At 73.3% G+C, this 21,549-nt stretch carries 17 protein-coding genes; 12 read left to right on the top strand and 5 right to left on the bottom strand.

Translation table 11 applies throughout. The features are described 5' to 3' along the window. Positions 1-216 precede the first annotated feature (216 nt). Genes gatC through gatB form a run of 4 tightly spaced genes read left to right on the top strand, consistent with a single transcriptional unit; the run spans position 217 to position 3,723 of the window. A complete protein-coding gene (gene gatC, locus E4P38_RS08055) occupies positions 217-534 on the top strand; it encodes an Asp-tRNA(Asn)/Glu-tRNA(Gln) amidotransferase subunit GatC (RefSeq protein ID WP_135131258.1) in 318 nt (105 codons plus the stop codon). 17 nt (positions 535-551) lie between these two features. After that, a complete protein-coding gene (gene gatA, locus E4P38_RS08050) occupies positions 552-2,048 on the top strand; it encodes an Asp-tRNA(Asn)/Glu-tRNA(Gln) amidotransferase subunit GatA (RefSeq protein ID WP_135131405.1) in 1,497 nt (498 codons plus the stop codon). After that, positions 2,045-2,224, top strand: coding sequence for a hypothetical protein (locus E4P38_RS08045; RefSeq protein ID WP_135131257.1), 180 nt, complete (start codon positions 2,045-2,047; stop codon positions 2,222-2,224). Before gatA ends, E4P38_RS08045 begins: the two co-directional genes overlap by 4 nt. Beyond that, positions 2,221-3,723, top strand: coding sequence for an Asp-tRNA(Asn)/Glu-tRNA(Gln) amidotransferase subunit GatB (gene gatB / locus E4P38_RS08040; RefSeq protein ID WP_135131256.1), 1,503 nt, complete (start codon positions 2,221-2,223; stop codon positions 3,721-3,723). Before E4P38_RS08045 ends, gatB begins: the two co-directional genes overlap by 4 nt. A 109-nt stretch (positions 3,724-3,832) precedes the next feature. Here the strand turns inward: gatB and E4P38_RS08035 are convergent, their stop codons facing one another. Then, the gene (locus E4P38_RS08035; RefSeq protein ID WP_245160885.1) at positions 3,833-4,945 is read right to left on the bottom strand and encodes a PQQ-dependent sugar dehydrogenase; all 1,113 of its coding nucleotides are present in this window, start codon (positions 4,943-4,945) and stop codon (positions 3,833-3,835) included. A 71-nt stretch (positions 4,946-5,016) separates the two neighbouring features. Between E4P38_RS08035 and E4P38_RS08030 the strand changes: the two genes are divergently transcribed. Continuing rightward, on the top strand, positions 5,017-5,964 hold the full coding sequence (locus E4P38_RS08030) for a 2-hydroxyacid dehydrogenase (RefSeq protein WP_209309000.1): 948 nt from the start codon (positions 5,017-5,019) through the stop codon (positions 5,962-5,964). Between the two features lie 3 nt (positions 5,965-5,967). Here the strand turns inward: E4P38_RS08030 and E4P38_RS08025 are convergent, their stop codons facing one another. Together E4P38_RS08025 and E4P38_RS08020 are read right to left on the bottom strand one after the other, a co-directional pair. Next, complete coding sequence (locus tag E4P38_RS08025; RefSeq protein ID WP_245160884.1) at positions 5,968-6,345, bottom strand: PH domain-containing protein; 378 nt, start codon at positions 6,343-6,345, stop codon at positions 5,968-5,970. A 55-nt stretch (positions 6,346-6,400) separates the two neighbouring features. After that, positions 6,401-7,222, bottom strand: coding sequence for a helix-turn-helix transcriptional regulator (locus E4P38_RS08020; protein WP_245160883.1), 822 nt, complete (start codon positions 7,220-7,222; stop codon positions 6,401-6,403). Between the two features lie 86 nt (positions 7,223-7,308). Between E4P38_RS08020 and ilvD the strand changes: the two genes are divergently transcribed. The 6 genes from ilvD to ilvC all read left to right on the top strand — a co-directional run bounded on the left by ilvD (position 7,309) and on the right by ilvC (position 18,333). After that, on the top strand, positions 7,309-9,033 hold the full coding sequence (gene ilvD, locus E4P38_RS08015; RefSeq protein WP_135131253.1) for a dihydroxy-acid dehydratase: 1,725 nt from the start codon (positions 7,309-7,311) through the stop codon (positions 9,031-9,033). 99 nt (positions 9,034-9,132) lie between these two features. Then, a complete protein-coding gene (locus E4P38_RS08010; protein WP_135131252.1) occupies positions 9,133-11,781 on the top strand; it encodes a GGDEF domain-containing phosphodiesterase in 2,649 nt (882 codons plus the stop codon). Then, positions 11,748-14,555, top strand: a complete 2,808-nt coding sequence (locus E4P38_RS23835) for a GGDEF domain-containing protein (protein ID WP_135131251.1) — start codon at positions 11,748-11,750, stop codon at positions 14,553-14,555. The genes E4P38_RS08010 and E4P38_RS23835 overlap by 34 nt, the downstream gene beginning before the upstream one ends. Positions 14,556-14,763: 208 nt before the next feature. After that, positions 14,764-16,653, top strand: coding sequence for an acetolactate synthase large subunit (locus E4P38_RS08000; RefSeq protein ID WP_245160882.1), 1,890 nt, complete (start codon positions 14,764-14,766; stop codon positions 16,651-16,653). An 85-nt stretch (positions 16,654-16,738) separates the two neighbouring features. Next, entirely contained in the window at positions 16,739-17,266 is a 528-nt protein-coding gene (ilvN, locus tag E4P38_RS07995; RefSeq protein ID WP_135131250.1) for an acetolactate synthase small subunit, read from the top strand. Beyond that, the gene (gene ilvC, locus E4P38_RS07990; protein ID WP_167760500.1) at positions 17,263-18,333 is read left to right on the top strand and encodes a ketol-acid reductoisomerase; all 1,071 of its coding nucleotides are present in this window, start codon (positions 17,263-17,265) and stop codon (positions 18,331-18,333) included. Before ilvN ends, ilvC begins: the two co-directional genes overlap by 4 nt. A 62-nt stretch (positions 18,334-18,395) precedes the next feature. Here ilvC and E4P38_RS07985 read toward each other — a convergent pair whose 3' ends face one another. Both E4P38_RS07985 and E4P38_RS07980 read right to left on the bottom strand, forming a co-directional pair. Next, positions 18,396-18,920 (bottom strand): hypothetical protein, encoded by a 525-nt coding sequence (locus E4P38_RS07985; RefSeq protein WP_135131248.1) that lies wholly within the window; start codon positions 18,918-18,920, stop codon positions 18,396-18,398. Positions 18,921-19,046: 126 nt separating this feature from the next. Beyond that, positions 19,047-19,787: a hypothetical protein gene (locus E4P38_RS07980; protein ID WP_135131247.1), complete on the bottom strand. Its 741-nt coding sequence runs from the start codon at positions 19,785-19,787 to the stop codon at positions 19,047-19,049. A gap of 133 nt (positions 19,788-19,920) precedes the next feature. Between E4P38_RS07980 and serA the strand changes: the two genes are divergently transcribed. Then, on the top strand, positions 19,921-21,534 hold the full coding sequence (gene serA, locus E4P38_RS07975; RefSeq protein WP_245160881.1) for a phosphoglycerate dehydrogenase: 1,614 nt from the start codon (positions 19,921-19,923) through the stop codon (positions 21,532-21,534). Positions 21,535-21,549: the final 15 nt, after the last annotated feature.

Raw genomic sequence — 21,549 nt, 5'->3', positions numbered from 1 at the left:
TCCGGGTCGTCGGCCCCCCGCAGGGGCCCGACGCGAGCGCGCGAGCGGCGGGGGTGCAGGGGGTCCTTGTTCGATCTCCGTCGATCGCGATGCGTGCAGCCTCTCACGCCGGTTCCGCGGCGGACGGCGCCCGGACGGCCCCACGTAGAGTGGCCCGGTCACGTCCCCGGCCGAGAACCGAGCCGTCGCACCGCCGAAGTGGAGTCCCGCCCCAGCATGAGCACGCCTTCCCGGAAGGGCCAACTCTCCCGTGACGAGGTGGCGCACCTGGCGCACCTCGCCCGGCTGGCGGTGACCGACGAGGAGCTCGACCTCTTCGCCGGCCAGCTCGCCGCCGTGCTCGATGCCGTCGCGCAGGTGGGAAAGGCCGCGGTCGAGGACGTCCCGCCGACCACGCACGCGGTGCCGATGACCAACGTCATGCGCGAGGACGTCGTCCGCCCGAGCCTGCCCCGTGACGTCGTCCTGGCCGGCGCCCCCGCGGCCGAGGACGGCCGGATCCGGGTGCCGCGGATCCTGCAGGAGGAGGTGTGAGCAGCGACCTCACGGCGATGAACGTCGACGAGCTGCAGGCCGCCCTGGCCGACGGCACGACCTCGGTCGACCTCACGCAGGCCTACCTCGACCGCATCGACGCCGCCGACGGCGAGCTCCGCGCGTACCTGCACGTCGACCCCGAGGCCGCCCTGGCGCGGGCGGCCGAGATCGACGCCGGCGGCACGCGGGGCACCGGCCTCGCCGGCCTCCCCGTCGCGCTCAAGGATGTCGTCGTCACCGAGGGCGTCCCGACCACGAGCGGCTCGAAGATCCTCGAGGGCTGGAAGCCGCCGTACGACGCGACCGTTGCGGCCCGGCTCAAGGCGGCCGGCACCGTCCTGCTGGGCAAGACCAACATGGACGAGTTCGCCATGGGCTCCTCCACCGAGAACTCCGCCTACGGCGTCACCCGCAACCCCTGGGACCTCGACCGGATCCCCGGGGGTTCCTCCGGCGGCTCGTCCGCCGCGGTCGCCGGCGGCCTCGCGCCGTGGGCGATCGGCACCGACACCGGCGGCTCGATCCGCCAGCCCGCGGCCCTCACCGGGCTCGTCGGGCACAAGCCGACGTACGGCTCGGTCTCCCGGTACGGCCTCATCGCGTTCTCCTCGAGCCTCGACCAGGCCGGTCCGATGGCCCGCACCGTGCTCGACGCGGCGCTGCTGCACGAGGCGATCGGCGGGCACGACCCGCTGGACTCCACCAGCATCGACGCCCCCCAGCCGGTGCTCGCCGAGGCGGCCCGGCGCGGTGCCGGCGGCGACCTGGCCGGCCTCCGGGTCGGCGTCGTCCGTGAGCTCGGCGGCGAGGGACACACCGACGGCTACGAGGACGGCGTCCTGTCCGGCGTCGGTGGGGCCGTCTCCCGGCTGGAGGCGATGGGTGCCGACGTCCGGGAGATCTCCTGCCCGGCGTTCGACCTGGCCCTCGCCGCGTACTACCTGATCGCGCCGAGCGAGGCGTCGTCCAACCTCGCGCGTTTCGACGGCGTCCGCTACGGCCTGCGCATCGGGGACGACGGCAGCCGCGACCTCGACGAGGTCATGGCGCTCACCCGCGAGCAGGGCTTCGGCCCAGAGGTCAAGCGCCGGATCATCCTCGGCACCTACGCGCTGTCCAGCGGCTACTACGACGCCTACTACGGCCAGGCGCAGAAGGTGCGCACGCTGATCAGCCGTGACTTCTCGGCCGCGTTCGAGGGCGTCGACGTGCTGGTCAGCCCGACCACGCCGACCGTCGCCTTCCCCATCGGCGCGCGGGTCGACGACCCGATCGCGATGTACGCCGCCGACCTGTGCACGCTGCCGGCGAGCCTGGCCGGCGTGCCGGCCATCTCGGTGCCGTGCGGACTCTCCGAGGGACTGCCGGTCGGGTTCCAGATCATGGCCCCGGCCCTCGCCGACGACCGCTGCTACCGCGTGGCCGCCGCGCTGGAGGCCGCGCTCACCGCCGACCGTGGCGACCGCGGGTTCCTCGACCAGCTCGCGACTCGACGGGGGAGTGCCGCATGAACGGCGCGCTCAAGGCCGCCTGGGCACTGACGGCGTTCGTCGTCGTCGCGGGCATCGTGCTCTGGATCGTCTACGACCGCCCCGTCTTCGCCGTCTTCATCGTGCTCGGGGTGCTGACCGGCATCGGGGCACTGGTGACCGGTCGCACCGCATCCGAGGAGGGCCCCACGCCGTGAGCACCGACAAGCTGGTCGACTTCGACGAGGTCCTCACCCGGTACGAGCCGGTCATCGGCCTGGAGACCCACGTCGAGCTCGGCACGGTCTCCAAGATGTTCTGCGGGTGCTCGACGACCTTCGGTGCTGAGCCCAACACCCAGACCTGTCCGGTGTGCCTCGGGCTGCCCGGCTCGCTGCCGGCCGCCAATGCCGTCGCGATCGAGTCCGCGATCCGCATCGGACTCGCGCTGGGGTGCCGGATCGCCACCTGGTCCCGATTCTCGCGCAAGAACTACTTCTACCCGGACATCCCCAAGGGCTTCCAGACCACCCAGTACGACGAGCCGTTCAGCACGGCCGGGCACCTGGACGTCGAGGTCGACGGCGAGACCTACCGCGTGGAGATCGAGCGGGTGCACCTCGAGGAGGACACCGGCAAGAACCTGCACGTCGGTGGTGCCACGGGCCGCATCCACGGCGCCGACCACTCGCTGATCGACTACAACCGGGCCGGCATCCCCCTGGTCGAGATCGTCACCCGGCCGATCCCGGGAGCCGGCGCCAAGGCTCCCGAGGTGGCCAAGGCCTACGTCGCCGAGCTGCGCGAGATCCTGCTGGCGCTCGGCGTCTCCGAGGTCAAGATGGAGCAGGGCAACCTGCGCTGCGACGTCAATGTCTCCCTCGCCCCGATCGGCAGCCTGGAGTGGGGCACCCGTACCGAGACCAAGAACGTGAACTCGCTGCGCTCGGTCGAGCGGGCGGTGCGCTTCGAGATGCGCCGCCAGGCCGCCGTCCTCGACGACGGCGGGCGGATCGTGCAGGAGACCCGGCACTTCCACGAGGACACCGGCAGCACCTCGCCCGGTCGCAGCAAGGAGGAGGCGACCGACTACCGGTACTTCCCCGAGCCCGACCTGGTGCCGATCGCACCCGACGAGGAATGGGTCGAGAAGCTCGCCGCGGCCCTGCCGGAGCTGCCCGCCGCCCGCCGGACGCGCCTGTCGGAGGAGTGGGGCATCGCCCCGACCGAGATGGCCTGGCTGGTCAACGCCGGCGCGGTCGAACTCGTCAGCGACACGGTCGCGGCCGGGGCGACGCCGGCCGACGCCCGCAAGTGGTGGCTCGGCGAGCTGGCCCGCCGCGCGAACGACGCGAACGTCGAGCTGGCCGAACTCGCCGTGACGCCGGCCCAGGTGGCCGAGCTCGTGGCGCTGGTGGGCGCCGGCACGATCAACGACCAGCTCGCCCGCCAGACCCTCGACGGCGTGCTGGCCGGCGAGGGCAGCCCCACCGAGGTCGTGGCCTCCCGCGGACTGGCCGTCATGGGTGAGTCCGACGAGCTGGTCGCCGCCGTGGACGCCGCGATCGAGGGCAACCCGGACGTCGCCGAGAAGGTGCGCGGCGGCAAGGTGCAGGCCATCGGCGCGCTGGTCGGCGCCGTCATGAAGACCACCCGCGGCAAGGCCGACGCCGCAACCGTCAAGCGCATGCTCGAAGCAAGGTTGACGGCAGGGTGATGGTCGTACCCGGCGCGGGGCCCGGAAGGCTCCCGCCGGGGACGACGGATCGGCTCAGCTCACTTGGGGGACGGCTCCTGGCCGCGGTGCGGTCCGGAGGGCCGCAATGTCATAGCGGCGAGTTGCCGGCGGTGCTCGGCGGCTGGATGCGCAGCACCTTGTCGTCGTCCTCGCCCGGCGTCCCGATGCCGTCGCGGTTGGACGTGGTGATCCAGAGGGCGCCCTCCGGGTCGAGCACCACGGTGCGCAGCCGGCCGTACTCGCCGGTGAGGAACTCCTCGGGATCCCCGGTCGCCGCCCCGCTGTCGTCGACCAGGAGGGCGTGCACCCGCTGGCCGTCCATGGCGCCGAGGAACACCCCGCCGCCCGCGGCCGCACAGCCACCGAGACCCCCCTCGTCGGCACGGATCTCGGCCACCGGCGCCGTTCCCCGCGGGGCGGCGTAGTCGCCCCCGTCGGTGATCGTGTTCAGCTCGTCCGGCCCGTCCAGCGTGGCGTCCGTGGCGTACAGGGTGTCGGCTCCGTCGTGGCAGAGCGCGGTGACGTCGCGGTGGCCGCGGCTGTACACCGGGGTGGCCCCGAGGGCCCGCCCGAAGACGTCGATGCGGAGGACCTTCCCGGCCAGCGAGTTCGGGTCCGCGGCCAGGGCCGGGTTCCCGGTGTCGCCCGTGCCGACGAACAGGGCGCCGTCGGGCCCGAAAAGCAGGGCGCCGCCGTTGTCGGTCTCCCCGCGCGGGATGCCGGTGAGCACCGGGTTCGGGGTGCCTCCCAGGGGGAAGCGGACCACCCGGTTGTCGGTCGCGGTGGAGAGGTAGGCGTAGAGCAGCCCGTCCTCGAGGTAGGTGGGGGAGAGGGCCAGCCCGAGCAGTCCTCCGTCACCGGCGGTGTCGACCCCGGGGACCGTCATGAGCTCCTTCGCGGGCGACCGGTCGGGAAAGACGTGCAGGAGGCGGCCGGTCTCCCGCTCGCCGACGATCGCGCTGCCGTCGGACAGGACCACCAGCCCGGTCGGCACGTTCAGCCCGGAGGCGACGACGCTGGGATCGCCGCCGTCGCCACCCGATTCCGGCTGGGCGGGGTCTCCCGGGATCGGGGCCTGGGACGTCGGTGGCCCCACCTCGGGCGGCGCGCCCTCGGGGAGCGGGCGGAACGGGCCGACCGGGTGGTACCCGTCGTCGCCGCAGCCGCTGAGCAGCGCGCCCGCGAGGAGGACCCCGAACACTCGCGCCGCCGCTCTCCGCACCCCGACGACAGTACGTGCGCTCGCCGGAGGTCCGCCTAGAGTCGCCCTCCGTGCCACGCCTGAACCTCGCTCCCGACGAACTCCTCCACGTGCTCGTGCCCTCCCGCGCCCTCGCGGCCGCGGTGGAGGGCCTCTCGCCCCGGGTCCGCGCCCACCGCATCGACCCCGCCGACGGCGCCCCGACCGGGGAGGCAGCCGCTGCGCAGGTGTGGGTGCCCCGCGGGGGCGGGGCGGAGATCCCGGGCAACGGTTTCCTGGAGGGGCTGCCGCGGTTGCAGCTGGTCCAGCTGCTGAGCGCGGGCGCGGAGACGTTCGTCGGCCGGCTGCCCGACGGCGTCGTGCTGGCCAACGCCCGCGGTGCGCACACGCCGTCGACCGCGGAGTGGGCGGTGGCGGCGATCCTCGCCGCCCAGCGCGGCATCCCCTTCTTCGTCCGCGAGCAGGAGGCCGGGCGGTGGTCGTCCTCGACGCACCGCTCGCTGGTCGGCGCCCGCGTCCTCGTCGTCGGCGCCGGTGACATCGGGACGGCGATCGGCCGGATGCTGGCCGGCTTCGACGTCGAGCTGACCTACGTCGGCCGGACCGCGCGCGAGGGCGTGCGCGGCACCGTCGAGCTGCCCCGGCTGCTGCCGCATGCCGACGTGGTGATCGTCATCGTTCCCGTGACACCGGAGACCACCGGCCTGGTCGACGCCGCCTTCCTCGCCGCGATGCCCGATGGCGCGCTGCTGGTCAACGCCGCGCGGGGCGTCGTCGTCGACACCGACGCCCTCCTCGCCGAGCTGACGTCGGGCCGGCTGCGCGCGGCCCTCGACGTCACCGACCCCGAACCGCTGCCCGAGGGTCATCCGCTGTGGTCGGCTCCGGGCCTGCTGCTGACGCCGCACGTCGCGGGAGCGGTGCCGGACACCAACGCGCGGGCCGCGGCCGCGGTGACCGACCAGCTGACCCGGGTGCTGGCCGGGGAGCCGCTGGTGAACGTGGTCGACCGCTACTGAGGCTCAGGCTGGCGGCTGCGGAACGTCGATCCGGCCGCCGGAGACAGCGGCCAGGCGGGGCAGGTCGCGGGCGCGCACGACCGGCATGCGCACCTCGGTGCCGCCGGTGGTGACCAGCCACAGCTCGCCGCGCGGCGCCACCCGGATGCCGGCGACCTCACCCCACGGCACCCGACGCTCGCCGACCAGGGACCGCACGGTCAGCCCGTCGTCGGAGATGTCCACGCCGACGCGCAGCACCCAGACGGCGACCGCCAGGGGGATGAGCAGCAGGATCGGCGTCCAGGGCGCGGCGAAGGCCAGGGGCACCGTGCAGAGGGCCAGGAGACCGACCGGGAACAGCGCGGTCCGGTTCATCCGCAGGCGGGCAGGGGCGTCCACGACCGCCCATCCTCCCACCCGCGAGAGCGCGGTCAGCCGGGCGGCGCGCCCCGGCTCACGCCGTCAAGCGACTGAGCTTGGCGGCGGCGTCGCTGTCCTCGGCGGCCGTGTAGACGACGAGCTGCAGGCCGGGCGCGTCGGCGGGGGTCAGCTGATGGTGCTCGAGGAGCAGCGTGCCGACCTCCGGGTGCTCGAAGCGTCGTTCGCCCGAGCTGAACCGGTCGACGTCGTGGCTGGCCCAACCGGAGCGGAAGTGCGGGCTGGCTGCCTCCAGCCGGGCGACGAGGTCCACCACCTCGCGGTCGGCCAGACGTGGTCCGACCTCGGCGCGGAACTGGGTCAGGAAGCGACGGCTGTCGGTCGTCCAGTCGCCCAGCAGGGTCCGCACGCCGGGGTCGGTGAAGACCAGCCACAGCAGGTTCCGGTCGGCGGGCGGCACCGTTGCCACGCCCGGGTAGAACCGCTCGTAGGCCCGGTTCCAGCCGAGGATCGACCAGCTCGAGGTGATCACGTAGGCCGGGGAGGAGCCGAGGGCGTCCACCAGCCGCTGGACGTGGGCGGGCATGCCCTCCGGCGCACTCGCCGGGACCGACCCCCCGTGGCCGGCCAGGCGGCGGACGTACTCGTGCTCGGCGGGGGACATCCGCAGCGTTCGCGCGAGGGCGTCGATCACCTGCCGCGACGGCCGGATGTCGCGGCCCTGCTCCAGCCACGTGTACCAGGTGTGACTCACCCCGGACAGGAGCGCGACCTCCTCGCGGCGCAGGCCGGGAGTGCGGCGGGCCCCGCCGGCCGGGAGGCCGGACTCGCGGGGATCGACCTGACGGCGGCGCGACACGAGGAACTCGGCCAGCTCACGGCGGGCAGGGGACGGCACGAGCGCTCCGGAGGTCGGTGGTGGTGTTGGTACCAGTATCACCGCTCTCCTTGTCCCCGCCGGGCACCGGCCTAGCATCCATCCTCGTGACGACCGTCGAGGACCGCCCCGCTGGTGACCACGCCGGCAGCCAGACCCACAGCCCGCTCAAGCCGCGCAGCTGGGAGGTGACCGACGGCGACACGAAGGCGCCGGCCCGCGCCATGCTCCGCGCCGTCGGCATGGGCGACGACGACTTCGCCAAGCCGCAGATCGGCGTCGCGTCGTCCTGGAACGAGATCACGCCCTGCAACCTGTCCCTGGACCGGCTGGCCAAGCGGGCCAAGGAGGGCGTGTTCGCCGCCGGCGGCTACCCGCTGGAGTTCGGCACGATCTCGGTCTCCGACGGCATCTCGATGGGCCACGAGGGCATGCGTGCCTCCCTGGTGAGCCGCGAGGTCATCGCGGACTCGGTGGAGACGGTCATGTTCGCCGAGCGGCTCGACGGCTCGGTGCTGCTGGCCGGCTGCGACAAGTCGCTGCCCGGGATGCTGATGGCCGCCGCGCGCCTCGACCTCGCCAGCGTCTTCCTCTACTCCGGGTCGACGATGCCCGGCAAGCTCGGCGATCGTGACCTGACGATCATCGACGTCTTCGAGGCCGTCGGGGCCTGCGCCCGCGGCCTGATCACGCGCGACGAGCTCACGGCCATCGAGAAGGCAGCCTGCCCCGGCCAGGGGTCCTGCGGCGGCATGTACACCGCGAACACGATGGCCAGCGTCGCCGAGGCCCTGGGCATGGCGCTCCCCGGCAGTGCCGCGCCGCCGGCTCCCGACAGCCGCCGCGACGCCTTCGCCGTCGCCTCGGGCGAGGCCGTGGTCAACCTGCTGCACAAGGGCATCACCGCGCGGCAGATCATGACCAAGGAGGCATTCGAGAACGCCATCACCATCGTCATGGCGCTCGGTGGCTCGACCAACGCGGTGCTGCACCTGATGGCGATCGCCCACGAGGCGGAGGTCGACCTCGCACTCGAGGACTTCAACCGGATCGGCGACCGGACCCCGCTGCTGGCCGACGTGAAGCCGTTCGGCCGGTTCGTGATGACCGACGTGGACCGCATCGGCGGGGTGCCGGTCGTCCTGCGGGCGCTGCTCGACGCTGGTCTGCTGCACGGCGACACGCTGACCGTCACGGGGAAGACGATGGCCGAGAACCTGGCCGAGATCGCTCCGCCGGACCCCGACGGCGCGATCATCCACGCGATGAACAACCCGATCCACGCGACCGGGGGGCTGGTCGTGCTGCGCGGCTCGCTGGCCCCCGAGGGTGCGGTCGTCAAGTCGGCCGGATTCGACTCCGAGGCGTTCGAGGGCACCGCTCGCGTCTTCGACGGCGAGCAGGGCGCGATGGACGCCGTCACCGAGGGCACCCTGAAGCCCGGTGACGTCGTGGTGATCCGGTACGAGGGCCCACGCGGTGGCCCCGGCATGCGGGAGATGCTGGCCGTCACCGGCGCGATCAAGGGCGCCGGCCTCGGCAAGGACGTCCTGCTGCTGACCGACGGCCGATTCTCCGGCGGGACGACGGGCCTGTGCATCGGCCATGTCGCCCCCGAGGCGACCGACGGCGGGCCGATCGCCTTCGTCCGCGACGGGGACCGGATCCGCCTGGACCTCGTGGCCCGCACGCTCGACCTGCAGGTGGACGACGCCGAGCTGGCCCGTCGCAGGGAGGGCTGGGCCCCGCCCCCGCCCCGCTACACCCGCGGTGTGCTCGCGAAGTACGCGAAGCTGGTCGGGTCCGCCTCCCAGGGAGCCGTCTGCGGCTGAGCACCAGCCGCTGAGCCCGATCGGGGGCACTCCCCCGAACGGGTGACGGAGGTACCGGCCCGGCTTGTCACGCTGGGTGATCGTGCCGAGACAACGGGTGTGGACCCGCGTCGATGGTGGCTGCTCGTCTGCGCCGTGCCGGTGCTCGTCGCCTGTGCCGTCGCAGCCAGCAACCCTGCCCTGCGCGTTCTCGGCGATCTCGCCGTCTCCACCGGCGGACTCCTCGTCGCCGTCCTGATCCTGGCCTACGCCGGGCGGACGACGAGGCCGCGGGCCTGGCGCCTGATGGCCATCGCCCCGCTCTTCCCGGTCGCCGGCGCGATCAGCGCGGCGATCGTCGGGACGCACGAACCCGTGCAGCTCGCCGTCCTGCGGTGGATCCCCACCGTCCCGGGCTACCTGATCTCGATCCTGGCGCTGCTGGCCATGGTCGATCGGGCCCGGCTGCGGACCGGCCCGAGGCTCGCCGCCGAGGTCGCGCTGTTCCTCGGCGCCTGCCTGGTCGTCATGCAGCTGCTCGTCGTGGGGCCTGCGGGCCGCTGGACCGGGCTCGAGCTCGACGAGAAGCTGATCCTCGCCGCCGCCGTGCTGGCGACGTCGGCCACGATGGCCGCTGCCCTGACCGTCCTGGGCGTCATCGAGACCGGGCGCCGTCCGATGGCGCTCGTGCTGCTGACCGCCGCCGCCTTCCTCACGATGGGCCGTGGACTCGGCACATCGGCGATGCTCTCGGGCGCAGCGGTCCCGCTCGATGCCGCCCGGTTCCTGATCTGTGCCGGCCTGTTCCTGCTGGGCTGGGCCGCCCTCCTGGACGGGCAGCCGTCCGCTCCGCAGACCGATCGGCCCGCCCGCTCGCTGGCCGACGTCGGCCAGCTGCTCCCGCACGTGGCCCTGCTGGTCGCCGTCGTCACGTGTGGCTCGGTGGCCCTGACCGGGGTCCGGCCGAGCCCGGGCACCATCGTCGGCCTCGTCGCCTGCGTGACCCTCGCCGCCGTGCACCGCTGGCTGACCGCCCGCGAGGAGCAGCAGATGGGCGCGCGGCTGCGGCGCAGCGAGGCGCACTTCCGCTCCCTCGTCCAGACCGCCGGCGACGCCGTCGTGATCCTCGACGACGACCTGTGCATCACGTGGTCCTCACCGGCCCTGCAGCGTTCGCTCGGCCCCGAGGCCGACGCGCTCCTCGGCCGGCCGCTCCTCGCGGCGGTGCACCCCGACGACATCGCCGCGCTGGCCGCCGTCCTGCCGACGTCGGGCGCGGAGTCCGCCCCGGTGCCGGCCGACGCGGGCCTGCTCACTCTGCGCCTGGCCGACGCGTCGGGGGAGTGGCGCTACCTCGAGGCCGGGGTCTCCGATCTCCGCGGGGACGCCGACGTCGCCGGGGTCGTCCTGCACTGCCGCGACATGACCGACCGCCATGCCCGCGAGCAGGCGCTGCAGAGCGTCGCTTTCACCGACCCGATGACGGGCCTGCCCAACCGGGCCGGCTTCCTCGGCCTCGTGCGCCAGACGCTGGCCGACGCCGCGGACCCGTCGATGACACTGCTGGTGATCGAGCTGGACGGCCTCGCGGCCGCCCGCGAGAACGCCGGCCGCGAGATCGTCTCCACGGTCGTGGCCGAGGTCGGCCGGCGGCTGCGGGCCACCGTGCGCGGCGAGGACACCGTGGCACGCATGGGCGGCGGTGCGTTCGCCGTCCTCACCGAGGGAACCGACGCCGACGCCGATCGCCTGGCGGCGCGCTGCCTCTCCGTCGTCGAGCAGCCGATCCTCACCACCGCCGGGATCATCGACCTCACCGCCGGTGTCGGAGTCGTCCCGCTCGAGGAGGGGCTCGGCGTCGAGGGACTGCTCGCCCGCGGCGACCTCGCGGTACGCGCGGCGCACGAGGCCGGCGCCGGGTCGGCGCGTCGCTACTCCGCAGCCCTCGGGGACGCGGCCGTCCGGCGGGACCGTCTCCGGCGCGACCTGCAGGGTGCGCAGTCCCGCGACGAGCTGTTCCTGCTCTTCCAGCCCATCGTGTCGCTCGAGCAGCAGCGGATCACCGGCATGGAGGCGCAGCTGCGCTGGATGCACCCCGAGCTCGGGGAGGTGCCGTCGGCGGAGTTCCTCGCGCTGGCCGAGCGCGCCGGCCTGATCGGTGAGCTGATGCGGTGGGCGGTCGAGGAGTCCGCCCGCGCCGCCGCCGGGCTGCCCGAGCGCGAGGACCCGCTGCGCATCGGCGTCAAGATCCCCTTCGGCTACCTGGCCACCGGCGCCGTCGTGACCGACGTCGACCAGGCGCTGCGCCGGTCCGGCCTCGCGCCGGAACGGCTGGTCCTGCAGATCAACGCGCCCGCCGTGACGTCGGACGACGAGCGGACCGGGCTCGATGTCGCGAGTCTGCGCCTGATGGGCGTGCACGTGGCGCTCGACGGCTTCGGGAGCGGCTCGTCCGCGCTGGCCCACCTCACCCGGCTGCCGATCGACGTCCTCCGGCTGGACCGTTCGCTGATCAGCCGGATCGACCGCGACCCGCAGAGCCGTGCGCTGTGCGAGTCGATCGTCGGCATCGGCCGTGCCCTCGGGGTGGACGTGGTGGCCGACGGCGTGGAGACGCCGGCGCAGCTGGCCGCCCTGTGCGGCTTCGGCTGCGGCTTCGCCCAGGGCTTCCTGATCTCCCGCCCGCTGTCGCTCGCCGGCTTCACCGCGATGTTCGCCGAGACCGAGGGCTCCCTGTGGCCGGGCCTGGTCGGCTCGAGCTCGCGGTGACCCGGTCCGGCGCCCCGGATCCCGTCGACCAGGACGGCGCATCGCCGGTGCGGCCCTGGCCGCGGGCCGCGGTCCTGAGCTCCCTCGCGGTCACCGCGGTCGCGACCGGGGCACTCCAACTGGTGCGCCCCGACTGGAACGGCCGGACCGGGCCCGCCGTCCTGGCACTCGCCACCGTCGTCGTCGGGGTCCTCGTCCTCCGGCACAGCCGCCGGATGGACCCGCTCGCGACCACGACATGGCGGGGATTCGCCGCGATCGCCGCGCTGCTGGCCCTGGGTCACGTCATCCGGGCGGCCGCCGGGCTGGGCGTCAACGCACCCGAGGCCGGGCTGTCGGACCTGCCGCTGGTGGCGACCGGCCCGGTCGCCGTCCTGGTCTGCATCCGACTGGTCCGATCCACCGGCGGGCGCGTCCGCGTCCAGACGGTCCTCGACGCCGCCGTCGCGCTCGCCGCCCTCGGCGTCCTGCTGGAGATGCTGGTCCCGCTGACCGCCAGCGGCCAGACCGAGCCCCTGCTGACCGTCGGATATCCCGCGGTCAGCGCTGTCCTGTCCGCGGTCGGCCTGGTCACCTTCGCCGGGGTCTCCGCCCCGCGCCGGGCCGCGGCGGCCTGGCTGCTGCTCACCTTCGGCTCGCTCGCGGTGACCATGGTCTGCGGCGCGCTGGCCGTCGGGCGGCCGTCGCCGATCCTGGACGTCGTGGCGAGCACGGCCTACCTCGCCATGCTGGCCGCGGCGACCCAGGCGCTGGCCGTCGATCCCGGGCCGCGGGCCCGCGCCGAGGAGCCGACCGCCGCGGTGCCGCTGGCCGGCGTCGTCGTCAGCTACTGCCTCGGCTTCGGCGTCCTGCTCCTGCTGCTCGGTGGTCTGGCCCTCGGCCGGCCGCACGTGCCGCTGGAGGCGGCGACGGTGGCGGGCCTGATGGTCCTGACGTTCGCCCGCACGCTGGTCTGGGCGCGCGACGGGGCCCGGCTGACCCGTCAGGTGCTGCGGACCGAGGCCTTCTTCCTGTCCCTGGTGCACCGCTCGGCCGACGTCACGCTCGTGCTCGACTCCCGTGGGCAGGTCACCTGGGCCTCCACCTCGGCGGCCCAGAGCCAGTCCACGTGGTCCCCGCGGGATCTCGAGGGACGGCAGTTGCGCGACTTCGTCCACGAGGACGACCGGCACGAGCTCTACCGGGCGCTGCATCCGACGGCCGACGACGACGAGCGCGGTCCGGTCTTCCGGCTGCGTGGCCGCGACGGGTCCTGGCGGCAGTTCGAGACCGTCCGGACGGCGCCGTCGTCGGGTCTGCCGGCCGCTCCCGGACTGGCGGGGCGGCGCTCTGGCGCCGGACGGGACGGGCTGGTGCTGCACCTGCGCGACGTGGCGGGGCGGCGGAGCAGCGAGCTCGAGCTGGAGCGGCTGGCGCACACCGACTACCTGACCGGGCTGCCCAACCGTGCCCGGCTGATGGCCGGCCTGGCGGCCGCCCGGGCCCGCGTGGCCGGGGGCGGCGCGCCGGCCTGTCTCCTCCTGCTCGACCTCGACGGCTTCAAGCCGGTCAACGACGTGGCGGGGCACGAGGCGGGTGACGACCTGCTGGTCCAGGTGGCCGCCCGCCTCCGGGCGACGGTCCGCGACGGCGACCTCGTGGGCCGGCTCGGCGGGGACGAGTTCGCCATCCTCGTCACCGACGAACTGGAGGAGGCAACGGCCCTCGCCGAGCGCATCGTCGCCGGGCTGGGGACGGTGCACCGGGCGCCCGGGACCGAGGGCTACGCCTCCGGTGTCGTGTTCGACGTGTCCGGCAGCATCGGCGTCACCCCGCTCGACCCGGCCGACGACGTGTCGACCACGATCCGGCAGGCCGACCTCGCCCTGCGCGCGGCCAAGGCGGCGGGCAAGAGCTGCGTCCGGACCGCGGGTCACGCGGTCGACAGTGCCGCCGGACGGCGTACCCGGCTGGGCCGGGACCTCCCCGCGGCGCTCGACGAGGAGCAGTTCCGGGTGGTCTACCAGCCGGTCGTCGGGGTGGCTGAGCGCCGGATCCTCGGCCTCGAGGCGCTCGTGCGCTGGGACCACCCCGTCCTCGGGACCGTGCCGCCCGACGAGTTCATCTCCCTCGCCGAGGACGACGGCCTGATCGTGGCGCTGCAGCGCTGGGTGCTCCAGCAGGCCACGACCGACGGCGCCGCCCTGCTCGCCGCGGGCTGGGACGTGCAGATCGGCGTCAACGTCTCCGTGCGTCACCTGCAGGCGGGGTGCCTGGCCCCCGACGTCGCTCTCGCGCTGGCCCAGTCGGGGCTTCCCCCGCAGAAGCTCATCCTGGAGATCACCGAGTCGGTGATGCTCGACGCCGAGGACCGCCTCGAGAGCGACCTCGCGACCCTCAAGGGGATGGGCTGCGTGCTGTCGGTCGACGACTTCGGTCGCGGCTACTCCTCGCTGGCCTATCTCGCCCGGCTGCCGGTCGACATCCTGAAGCTCGACCGCGAGTTCTTCGCCGACATCGAGCGCGACGAGCGGGCGGCCGCCCTGGTGGCCGCCATCGTCGAGCTGGGGCGCACCCTCGGCATGGACGTCGTCGCCGAGGGCGTCGAGACCGCCGGTCAGCTCGACGCCCTGCGCGGCATGTCCTGCCGGTACGTCCAGGGGTGGTTGTTCGGCCGGCCGATGCCGCTCGCCGAGGTGTGGCCGCTGATGGAGACGTTCGACCCCAGCGTGCTGGACGCCGACCCCGCGCGAGAAATGGACACGCTTGTCCATACAGTGGGACAGGCTGGTTGACGATCCCGGCGGGGAAGGCGCACAGTGTGCACGTGCCTCGCGTCTGCCTGCCCGTCACCGGCTGCCCGCCTGTCACCGGCAGCCTCGTAGTCGCCTAGCGCGTCGGTCTGCCGACCGACGCGCTGACCCCTCCGTGCCTGTGGCACGAGGGGTTTTTTGTTGCCCGTAGAGACCGCCCCACTTCAGCAAGGCCCAGGAGAACGCCGAGATGACCACCACTCCGAGCGAGCACCGCGAGGGATCCCGCGAGGCCGCCACCCGCGAGGCCGCTGCCTCCCTGGCCGGCGTCGAGACCACGGCCCGTTCCGTCAGCGCCGCCGCCGCCGAGCCCGCCACGGGCATCACCGGGGCGCAGAGCCTCGTCCGCTCGCTGGAGGCCGTCGGCGTCGAGGTCATCTTCGGCATCCCAGGCGGGGCGATCCTCCCCGCGTACGACCCGCTCTTCGACTCCGCCGTCCGCCACGTCCTCGTCCGGCACGAGCAGGGCGCCGGGCATGCCGCGACGGGCTACGCGCAGGCCACCGGCAAGGTCGGCGTCTGCATGGCGACCTCCGGCCCCGGCGCGACCAACCTGGTGACGCCGCTGGCCGACGCGCACATGGACTCCGTCCCGATCGTGGCGATCACCGGCCAGGTGCCCAGCGCCGCGATCGGCACCGACGCCTTCCAGGAAGCCGACATCCGGGGCATCACGATGCCGGTGACCAAGCACAACTTCCTGGTCACGAACGCCGACGAGATCCCGCAGCGGATCGCCGAGGCCTTCCACCTGGCCAGCACCGGTCGCCCGGGGCCGGTCCTCGTGGACATCCCCAAGGACGTGCTGCAGGCGACGACGAACTTCTCCTGGCCGCCCCGGATGGACCTGCCCGGCTACAAGCCGACCACGCGTCCGCACGGCAAGCAGGTCCGCGAGGCCGCCGCGCTGATCGCCGCCGCCCACCGTCCGGTGCTCTACGTCGGTGGCGGCGTCCTCAAGGCACAGGCCAGCGCGGAGCTCGCCGAGCTGGCCGAGCTCACCGGCGCCCCGGTGGTCACCACCCTGATGGCCCGCGGGGCGTTCCCGGACAGCCATCGGCAGAACCTGGGCATGCCGGGCATGCACGGCAACGTCACGGCGGTCACCGCGCTGCAGAAGGCCGACCTCCTCGTCGCGCTCGGCGCACGGTTCGACGACCGCGTCACCGGTCAGCTGTCGAGCTTCGCGCCGGACGCGCTGGTGGTGCACGCCGACATCGACCCGGCCGAGATCGGCAAGAACCGCAAGGCCGACGTGCCGATCGTCGGCGACGCCAAGGAGACGATCACCCAGCTGGTCGAGGCGCTGCGTGTCGACCGCGAGGGCGGGCGCACGCCCGACCTCACGGCCTGGTGGGCGCAGCTCGACGACTGGCGGGAGCGCTATCCGCTCGGCTACGACTGGCCCGAGGACGGCTCGCTGTCCCCGCAGTACGTGATCGAGCGGCTGGGCGCGATCGCCGGCCCGGACGCGATCTACACGGCCGGCGTCGGCCAGCACCAGATGTGGGCCGCCCAGTTCGTCAAGTACGAGAAGCCGGGCACCTGGCTCAACAGCGGCGGTCTGGGCACGATGGGCTACGCCGTCCCGGCCGCCATGGGCGCGAAGTACGGCCGCCCCGAGGCCACCGTGTGGGCGATCGACGGCGACGGCTGCTTCCAGATGACCAACCAGGAACTCGCCACCTGCGCCATCGAGGGCATCCCGATCAAGGTCGCCGTCATCAACAACGGCAACCTCGGCATGGTCCGGCAGTGGCAGACGCTGTTCTACGAGGGCCGCTACTCCAACACGAAGCTGCACGCGCGCAACGCCGACGGCACGCCCAAGGCGGTGCGGATCCCCGACTTCGTCACCCTCGCCGAGGCCCTGGGCTGCATCGGACTGCGCTGCGAGACCAAGGACGACGTGGACGCGGTGATCGAGAAGGCCATGGCGATCAACGACGCCCCGGTGGTCATCGACTTCGTGGTCGGCCACGACGCCCAGGTGTGGCCGATGGTCGCCGCGGGCTCGAGCAACGACGACATCCTGGCCGCACGCGACACGCGGCCCGTGTTCGGAGAGGGACAAGTCTGATGAAGGACCCCCTCTCCCCCCACCACTCGCAGGCTCGCGGCGGGCCCCTGAGAGCGGGCCGGACCACGGAACGGAAGAAGGTCATCTGATGCGCCACACGCTCTCCGTCCTCGTGGAGAACAAGTCCGGTGTCCTGGCCCGCGTCTCGGCGCTGTTCAGTCGCCGCGGGTTCAACATCGAGTCCCTCGCCGTCGGGCCGACGGAGAACCCCGACCTGTCCCGCATGACGATCGTGGTCGACGCGGAGAGCGCTCCGCTCGAGCAGATCACCAAGCAGCTCAACAAGCTGATCGAGATCATCAAGATCGTCGAACTGGACGGCGGTGCGGCCGTGCAGCGCGAGCTGCTGCTGGTGAAGGTGCGCGCGCCGCTGGCCGAGCGCACCCAGGTGCTGCAGACCGCCGAGCTGTTCCGGGCCCGCGTCGTCGACGTCAACCCCGACACGGTGACCCTCGAGGCCACCGGCACCCCCGAGAAGCTGCAGGCGCTGCTCGCCGTCCTCGCCCCGCTGGGCATCAAGGAGATGGCGCAGTCGGGCACCGTCGCACTGGGCCGGGGTCCGCGCTCGATGTCCGGCGCCGGTACGTTGCGCCCCGTCGAGCGCTCCGCCTGAAAAACCTCACAAGAAGACACCGAAGGAGCACCTACCGCATGGCCGCCGAGATCTTCTACGACGACGACGCCGACCTCTCGATCATCCAGGGGCGCACCGTCGCCGTCCTGGGGTACGGCAGCCAGGGGCACGCCCACGCGCTGTCCCTGCGTGACTCCGGGGTCGACGTCCGCGTCGGCCTGCCCGAGGGGAGCAAGAGCCGGCCGAAGGCCGAGGCCGAGGGCCTGCGCGTCGTCACCCCCGCCGAGGCGGCCGCCGAGGCCGACCTGATCATGATTCTCGCGCCCGACCACGTGCAGCGGACCCTGTACGCGGAGTCGGTGGAGCCGAACCTGCAGGACGGCGACGCGCTGTTCTTCGGCCACGGCTTCAACATCCGCTTCGGCTACATCAAGCCCCCGGCCGGCGTCGACGTCGCCATGGTCGCGCCGAAGGGCCCCGGCCACCTGGTGCGCCGCGAGTTCGAGAACGGCAAGGGCGTGCCCTGCCTGGTCGCCGTCGAGCAGGACGCCAGTGGCGCGGCCCTGCAGCTCGCGCTGTCCTACGCGAAGGCGATCGGCGGCACCCGCGCCGGTGTCATCCGGACGACGTTCGCCGAGGAGACCGAGACCGACCTGTTCGGCGAGCAGGCCGTCCTCTGCGGTGGCGCCAGCGCGCTGATCACCGCCGGGTTCGAGACCCTCACCGAGGCCGGCTACCAGCCCGAGGTCGCCTACTTCGAGTGCCTGCACGAGCTCAAGCTGATCGTCGACCTCATGTACGAGGGTGGCATCGCCAAGCAGCGCTGGTCGGTGTCCGACACCGCCGAGTACGGCGACTACACCTCCGGCCCGAAGGTCATCGACGGCCGCGTGAAGCAGTCCATGGGCGAGGTGCTGGCCGCCATCAAGGACGGCTCGTGGGCTGCCGCCTTCATCGCCGACCAGGACGCCGGCGCGCCGGACTTCAAGGCCAAGCGCGCCGCCGCCGAGGCGCACCCGATCGAGGAGACCGGTCGCAAGCTGCGCGGGCTCATGAGCTGGGTGTCGGCCTCCGACGACTACACCGGCACCGCCGCCCGGAGCTGATCGAGCACCAACGAGCAGAACGGCCCCCCTGCCGGTTGGCAGGGGGGCCATTCCGCGTGCGGCTAGTAGCTGATGCCGCGAGAGGCGTAGTACTGCTTCGCCTGGGGCTGCATGAGCAGGAACACGATCAGCCCCGGCAGGAGGAAGCCGAGCATGCCGAGGAACACGAAGCCGTAGCCGCTGACCACGGCCCAGATGAGCGTGAGCAGCTGGACCCCGATGGACGCGTAGCTGCCCAGCATCAGCAGCCGGGGGGAGTTCCCCTGGATGGCCTGGATGCCACCGATCAGGGTGACGACCGCCGCGACCACGGCGAGCAGGCTCAGCAGGCCGAGGACCGTGTCGAACGCGAAGTACACGCCGATGCTGAACAGGCCGAGGACGCCGAGGGCGCCGATGACGATGCCGATGATCGCCGCCGCGGTGACCTGGCCGGGGCGCTGGTTGCCCGCCGGCGGCCCGCCCGAGTACGACGGGGCGGGGTTGTATCCCGGGGGCGGCTGCTGCGGCGCTCCCCAGGCCGGCTGGCCCTGTGGAGCACCCGACTGCGGATAGTTCGGGTCGGAACCTGGGGTGGGGCTGGACATGGGGCAGCTTCCTCCTGGGCAGGCCGCCGGGGTGGCGGGTGGTGGCGGAGTGTAAGGCGCGTCACACCGCCAGGGGGAGATCTCCGGTGTCGATCCGGATACGCCGGTCGAACGGACGGGCGACGCTCAGGCGCCGCGGCGGGCCCGGTGGGCGGCGAAGAAGTCCGCCGCCGGCTTCAGGCAGAGGAGGACGACGATGGCCACCGCCGCCACGAGGAGGAGCAGGTTGAAGAAGATGCCGCCTCCGCTGGTGCTGTTGTCCCCGACGCTGCCGAAGAAACCGATCAGCGTGAAGGCGAGGGCGATCGATCCGCCCACCAGGAGCATCACCCGGCTGCGCCCCTTCAGCGCCCACACCGAGCCCCAGATCATGACCACCGTCCAGGCGAGCGCCAGCAGCCCGATGACGATGAGCACCCCGCCCACGGCGCCCGCGACGGCCCCGAGGCCCGGGATCTCCTCGTCGGCGGCGTCGCCCGCCCCCGAGGCGACGGCCCCGACGATGATGGCGAACAGGGAGACCAGCACCCCGAGCGCACCGAAGACGAAGCCGAGGACGGCGGCGATGATCACGTGCGGCGGCTTGGCCGGCACCGCCGACGTGCCGTACTGGCCGTAGCCGGGGGGGTACGCCGACGGCTGCTGCCCGTACTGGGCGCCGTAGGGAGCGGGCGCGTACGGCTGCTGCTGGCCGTACTCGGGCTGCCCGTAGGCCGGTGGCTGCCCGTACTGGGGCTGCTGCTGGCCGTACTCGGGCTGGCCCGGCTGCTTCTGGAAGGGGTCGGCCGGTGCGCCGTAGGGCTGCCCGCTGCCGGCACCCTGGCCGTAGGGGGAATCGGAACGACCCGGGTCGTCGGTCTGGCTCATGGTCTCCTCCGTCGGTCCGGCGGTCCCGGATCTCGTCGGGCCAGGATGTCGGGGCCGCCGGTCGGGCACAAGGACGCCGCTCCTGCCGGTGCGGTGTCGAGACGTTCCGGGCGCGCTCCTAGGCTGTCGCCCTGTGACCGCCATCGTGCCGGGGACTCCGCCCGTCGTCCTGATCGCCGAAGAGCTCGCCCCGAGCGTCCTGGAGGTGCTCGGCGACGACGTCGAGATCCGGCACGTCGACGGCGCCGACCGTGCGGCGCTGCTCCCCGCGCTCGCCGAGGCGGCCGCGGTGATGATCCGCAGCGCCACGCAGATCGACGCCGAGGCACTGTCAGCGGCGCCGAACCTCAAGGTGGTCGCGCGCGCGGGCATCGGGCTGGACAACGTCGACGTCCCGGCCGCCACCGAGCGCGGGGTCATGGTGGTGAACGCGCCCACGTCGAACATCGTCAGCGCTGCCGAGCACGCCGTCGCCCTGCTCCTTGCCGCCGCCCGGCAGATCCCGGCCGCCGACGCCTCGCTGCGCGAGGGCGCCTGGAAGCGCTCGAAGTTCATGGGCGTGGAGGTCACCGACAAGACCGTCGGCGTCGTCGGCCTCGGGCGCATCGGCGTCCTGGTGGCGCAGCGGCTGGCGGCCTTCGGCGTCACGCTGATCGCCTACGACCCCTACATCCAGCCCGGCCGGGCCGCGCAGCTCGGCGTCCGGCTGGTCCCCCTGGACGAGTTGCTCCGCGAGTCGGACTTCATCACCATCCACCTGCCGAAGACCCCCGAGACCCTGGGCCTGATCGGCGCCGCGGAGCTGGCCACCACCAAGAAGGGCGTCATCATCGTCAACGCCGCCCGTGGCGGTCTGGTCGACGAGGCCGCGCTGGCCGACGCACTCCGGTCCGGCCAGGTCGGCGCCGCGGGCCTCGACGTCTACGCCAAGGAGCCCACCACCGACAGCCCGCTGTTCGGGCTGCCGAACACGGTCGTCACGCCGCACCTGGGCGCGTCGACGACCGAGGCGCAGGACAAGGCCGGCACGGCCGTGGCCCGTTCGGTGCGGCTCGCGCTGCAGGGCGAGTTCGTCCCGGACGCGGTCAACGTCCAGGCCGGTGGGGTCGTCGCGGAGGACGTCCGCCCGGGCCTCCCGCTGGCCGAGAAGCTCGGCCGGGTGTTCACCGCCGTCGCCGGGGGGCTCGCCCAGTCGGTGAACGTCGAGGTGCGCGGCAAGATCGCCGAGTTCGACGTCTCCGTGGTGCAGCTCGCCGTCCTCAAGGGCGTCTTCTCCGACGTCGTCGAGGAGCAGGTGACCTACGTGAACGCCCCGCTGCTGGCCGACCAGCGCGGCCTGGAGGTGTCGCTGTCCAGCGACGTCGAGAGCCCCGACTACCGCAACCTGATCACCGTGCGCGGCGCCATGGCCGACGGCACCGCGGTGACCGTGTCCGGCACGCTCTTCGGCAAGAACCAGGTGCCGAAGCTGACCGAGGTCGACGGGTTCGACATCGACCTGGACCTCTCGGGCTACCTGCTGTTCTTCATCTACACCGACCGCCCGGGTGTCGTGGGCACTGTCGGCGCGGCGCTCGGGGAGGCCGGGGTGAACATCGCCGGGGCCCAGGTCAGCCGCACCACCCGCGGCGGCGAGGCACTCATGGCGGTCACCGTCGACGGTCAGGTGCCGGCGGAGCTGCTGGGCGACATCGCGGGCCGGATCGGTGCCCGCGAGGCCCGGGCCGCAGACCTCCACACCGTCTGACCTAGGGTCGTTCGT

The organism is Blastococcus sp. CT_GayMR16 (genome assembly GCF_004570875.1).
Lineage (GTDB): Bacteria > Actinomycetota > Actinomycetes > Mycobacteriales > Geodermatophilaceae > Blastococcus_B.
Note: the sequence above shows the minus strand (reverse complement) of the source record. Positions and strands in the feature narration are given on the sequence as shown.

Bases quoted from the DNA above. Each gene is read 5' to 3' on its own strand.
- gatC (WP_135131258.1), top strand. From the start codon at position 217: ATGAGCACGCCTTCCCGGAAGGGCCAACTCTCCCGTGACGAGGTGGCG.
- gatA (WP_135131405.1), top strand. From the start codon at position 552: ATGAACGTCGACGAGCTGCAGGCCGCCCTGGCCGACGGCACGACCTCG.
- E4P38_RS08045 (WP_135131257.1), top strand. From the start codon at position 2,045: ATGAACGGCGCGCTCAAGGCCGCCTGGGCACTGACGGCGTTCGTCGTC.
- E4P38_RS08000 (WP_245160882.1), top strand. From the start codon at position 14,764: ATGACCACCACTCCGAGCGAGCACCGCGAGGGATCCCGCGAGGCCGCC.
- E4P38_RS07985 (WP_135131248.1), bottom strand. From the start codon at position 18,920: ATGTCCAGCCCCACCCCAGGTTCCGACCCGAACTATCCGCAGTCGGGT.
- E4P38_RS07980 (WP_135131247.1), bottom strand. From the start codon at position 19,787: ATGAGCCAGACCGACGACCCGGGTCGTTCCGATTCCCCCTACGGCCAG.